General features: G+C 59.9%; 3 protein-coding genes and 3 pseudogenes. 3 read left to right on the top strand and 3 right to left on the bottom strand.

The genetic code is table 11. From position 1 onward, the window contains the following. The 3 genes from G6N73_RS34925 to G6N73_RS34915 all read right to left on the bottom strand — a co-directional run. A partial coding sequence (locus G6N73_RS34925) for an IS256 family transposase (protein WP_165034427.1) occupies positions 1 to 662 on the bottom strand: 662 nt, incomplete at its 3' end. Then, on the bottom strand, positions 572 to 994 hold the full coding sequence (tnpB, locus tag G6N73_RS38955; RefSeq protein WP_425484197.1) for an IS66 family insertion sequence element accessory protein TnpB: 423 nt from the start codon (positions 992 to 994) through the stop codon (positions 572 to 574). The genes G6N73_RS34925 and tnpB, both read right to left, overlap by 91 nt. A 593-nt stretch (positions 995 to 1,587) precedes the next feature. Further along, the gene (locus G6N73_RS34915) at positions 1,588 to 2,517 is read right to left on the bottom strand and encodes a TauD/TfdA dioxygenase family protein (protein ID WP_165034425.1); all 930 of its coding nucleotides are present in this window, start codon (positions 2,515 to 2,517) and stop codon (positions 1,588 to 1,590) included. Positions 2,518 to 3,012: 495 nt separating this feature from the next. Between G6N73_RS34915 and G6N73_RS34910 the strand changes: the two are divergent. The 3 pseudogenes from G6N73_RS34910 to G6N73_RS34905 form a co-directional block, all read left to right on the top strand. Further along, a pseudogene (locus tag G6N73_RS34910) lies at positions 3,013 to 3,408 on the top strand (transposase); the annotation flags it as partial. 291 nt (positions 3,409 to 3,699) lie between these two features. Beyond that, positions 3,700 to 3,879 (top strand): annotated as a pseudogene (locus tag G6N73_RS38950) (transposase); the annotation flags it as partial. Beyond that, a pseudogene (locus tag G6N73_RS34905) lies at positions 3,857 to 3,946 on the top strand (transposase); the annotation flags it as partial. The pseudogenes G6N73_RS38950 and G6N73_RS34905, both read left to right, overlap by 23 nt.

The following is a 3,946-nucleotide window of genomic DNA, read 5'->3' as shown; positions in this document are numbered from 1 at the left end:
ACGCCACGGCTCTTCAGTTCGTTCATGACGCGCAGCCAGAACTTGGCGCCCTCGGTCTGCTCGATCCAAATGCCGAGGATCTCCTTCGTGCCGTCCGGCAGGATGCCGAGCGCAATGTAGACGGCCTTGTTGCGCACGAAGCCCTCGTCCCTGATCTTGACTCGGATCGCATCGAAGAAGACGAGCGGATAGATCGCATCCAGCGGGCGGTTCTGCCACTCGGCCACTTCCTCCAGGACGGCGTCGGTGACGGCCGAAATCAGGTCCGGCGACACGTCGATGCCGTAGAGCTCCTCCAGATGGCCGCGGATCTCGCGCACCGTCATGCCGCGCGCGTACATGGAGATGATCTTGTCGTCGAAATCGGGAAAGCGGCGCTGGTATTTGGCGATCAGCTTCGGATCGAAGGTCCCGGCCCGGTCGCGCGGGATCGACAGCGTCATCTTCGACGTGCCCGTCAGAACCGACTTCCGCGAATGGCCGTTGCGGCGATTGGCGCTGCCGTCGGTGCGGTCGTCCTCGAGGTGCTCGTCGAGTTCAGCGTTCAGAATCCGTTCCGAAAGCGCCTTCTTCAGGTCGTCGAGCAATCCGTCCTTGCCAAACACCTCATTCGGATCGCGGCCGGCAAGCAGTTGGTCCAGAAGTTCCTTCTCGATAGCCATGTGATGATTCTCTCCTTTCCATCATCATGGCCTCGCGCACAGAATTCCTGAAAGTCCCTAGCTGACCGGCCCGAAGAGCCGACCGCCATCCGCACCGATCTCGCCGGCCAGCAGAAGCTGTGCTCTTCCAGGGTTTTCGAGTAAAGGCAGACCCCGCTGCCGTCCCACCACACGATGCGAACACGGTCAGCTCGCTTTGAGCGGAACACGTGAAGCGCCCCAGAGAACGGGTCGAGACCGCCATCCCTCACCAGAGCCATCAACGATGCGGCTCCCTTGCGGAAGTCGACCGGCTGGCACGACACGTAAACGACAACTCCTGAGGCGATCATGTCTTGCGCACCGCGCGCATAATCTTGACCAGACGATCGGATCAACTTCGCCGCCGACGCGCACCACCACATCGCCGACGACGATTTCCACCATCTCACTGCCCACCGCTTCAAAGCGCGTGAACCTGACAGGCTTGACCTGCCCCCCTGTCAGCGGCGAAACCGCTCCAGACGCCAGCGCCTTGCGACGCCACGCATAGACCTGCAAGGGGTCCAGTCCGTGAGAGCGGCAATCGCCGAAACATTGCTCCCGGTGCCAACGCCTCCGTAACAAGCCGCGCCTTGTCCTCGTCCGACCAATGACGCGGCTTGCGCCGAGACTGCAAAGGCTCCGCAGTCAGGACCTCGAATGTTCGATGATGATTCACACTGTCGCTCATGGTGCTGATTCCGAGGGATGTCGCTGTTTCCGAAATGATCTCGCCACCCTGTTCCGAGAATTAGTGGGTACTTCAAGGCGCGGGAGAGTAAGTCGCCGCCAGGTCTGCCAAGCGCATGTTGAAATCTTCTCTTGTCGATGCGGCCCGCCAAAACGGGATTTCGGGCCGCACAATGAGGCCCCTTTGTTTTGGCCGGCTTTGTTGTCAACGGGCTCAGCTCGTGGACGACGCCGCGGGCGGCGGCTTGATGATCTTGGTACGCACTACACTGCGCCGGCCGTCAACGCCGACGGGTACCTCGCCATCGATGGCCACGCGACGGACGACGCGAGGTTGGTCGCCATAATCCCTAACCGCATAATGCATCGTGGCGCGGTTGTCCCAGATAGCGACATCGCCCTGCTTCCAGTTCCAGCGCACAGTGTTTTCCGGCGCGGTGATATGAGACTCGAATAAATCGAATAGCTTTTGGCCGTCATATTTCGGCAGGTCAACAAAACCTTTCACATAAAGACCAAGCACCAATGTTCGCTCGCCGGTTTCGGGGTGGACACGTACAACGGGATGCTCGGTCTCGAAACTCGCTCTACTAAGGGCCTCATCGTAGATCTTTTTTTCGGCTTCGGTGGGGCGGGCAAACACGGCGAAGTCGTACGCGTTGCTGTGAACCGCCCAGAGGTCGTCGGCAAGCCTTTGCAGCGGTGCCGGCAAGTCGAGATATGCTGCCGCGGTGTTTGACCACACCGTGTCGCCGCCGACTGGTGGGATCACAGCGCCTCGCAGCACCAAAATCTTGGGATAAGCATCCAGGTAGGCGAAGTCGATGTGCCAAGTATCAGTCCGGAACCCTCCGCGTGGGTGATCAATCTCGAGGATAGACATCGTTCCCTTCGCAGGATCTAACGTCGGAGACAGCATAGGCTTCCCGAAACGAATAGCAAAGCGCTCGTGCTCAGCGTCGTCAAGATGAACCTGGTCACGGAAGAAGATGACTTTGTGTTCAAGCAGCAGGCCTTTGATCGCGGCGATGGTCTGGTCCGGCAAATCGCCCGACAGCTTGATATTCCTGATTTCAGCGCCAATTCGCGCCGCACGTTTGACAACAGCGGTACGCGGAATGACATTCAAAGCCGTTTCACTCATGGTGGAATTCTCCAAGTTCGCGGTTCTTTCGCCAGACCAAAGCCATGCAACTGCGGCAATCAAGCTTGCTGGCCCCCAATCCTCAGCAAGCAGCGTGCCTATCGCGAAAACCGAGCGTCAAGCCGTTGATTCGCCGAAGGAATAGCTCATGCTCGCGCCGGCGAAGCCCCTGACGTGTTGTCGCCAATGCGACAAGCGCAGCTCGAGACGCTATCGGAGTGCCGGGTTCTCCCCGTACGAGCGCAGAGTGAGCCGCGATCTGCTTGGCTGTGTAACACTGGCGACGCAACGTTTCGACGGCGCCACACGGGACCGCTGGGGTTTGCGTTGCCAATATGTGAGGCCGAGGAGAACGATTGTGCAAATCATCTACGCCTTCTCTGCGGAAGCATCATCAAAGATCCCATAGGGTCATTGACGTGCCCCCGCCAAATCGGACCGTTCGAAGCCGGAATTTTCCACTTATTATCCCTGGATGGGGAGAAGGAGAGTTCCATGAAGGCATCGAAGTGTTCAGAGACGCAGATCGCCTTTGTTCTGAAGCAGGCTGAGGATGGCACGGCGATCGGCGAGGTGTGCCCGAAGGCCGGGATCTCGGAGGCGACCTTCTACAATTGGCGCAAGCGCTATGCGGGTTTGATACCATCCGAGGTTAAGCGCGCCTGCGGCAGCTCGATGAGGAGAACGCCAAGTTCAAACGGATCGTTGCTGATCACTGGAGAAGGCCATGCTGCAGGACGTGCTTCAAAAAAGCTTTGAGGCCTGCACGTCGGCGCCAGCTTGTGGATCAGGTCAGGGAGGCCTGGAAAGTATTGGTTCTCAAAGCATGCGAAGCTTTGCGGAGACCGCTCCCTTTACATCTATAAGTCCAGGCGCGAGGCTAGGCCGGCCGGCGTCATATGCGACATCCGCATTGCCTCGCCTGAATGTTGAGCCGTTGCCCATCTGACTTGATCCCCGCATTTGTGTGGCAGGAGCAAATCAGATGAGGCAGGTCAGCATGGCGGCACGGGACGAGCTGGTGAGCGCGATAACGGAGCGCTCCGCCCGAAGCGACCGGGCAAAGAAGTCGCGCATTCTCGATGAGTTCATGGCGGTGAGCGGCTTTCACCCCCAAGCATGTGATGCGCCTGTTGAAAAAAGGACCGCCGGTGGGCCCGTTCGGGGCCGCGGCCGGAGCGGCGGCTTTTGGCGATGCGTGCGGCAACTATCGACCGTGCGCTTCGCGCCGTCCGCGAGACCGTAGGTCGCGGCAAGCGGCGCCGGCCCGCGGCATGCTCGGCTCTGCGGCGGAGCTTTCCAATCCGTACCTTCTCTGATTGGGAGGATCCGCCGCCCGGGCCTCGCGCCGACGCCGTGGCAGAGCGGCTCGGTCGATCACGACCAGGGGGTATCGAAAGCCGGCAATCCAAGGCTGCGAACGACGCTA

This window comes from Allomesorhizobium camelthorni, assembly GCF_011045125.1.
Taxonomy (GTDB): Bacteria; Pseudomonadota; Alphaproteobacteria; order Rhizobiales; family Rhizobiaceae; genus Allomesorhizobium; species Allomesorhizobium camelthorni.
Note: the sequence above shows the minus strand (reverse complement) of the source record. Positions and strands in the feature narration are given on the sequence as shown.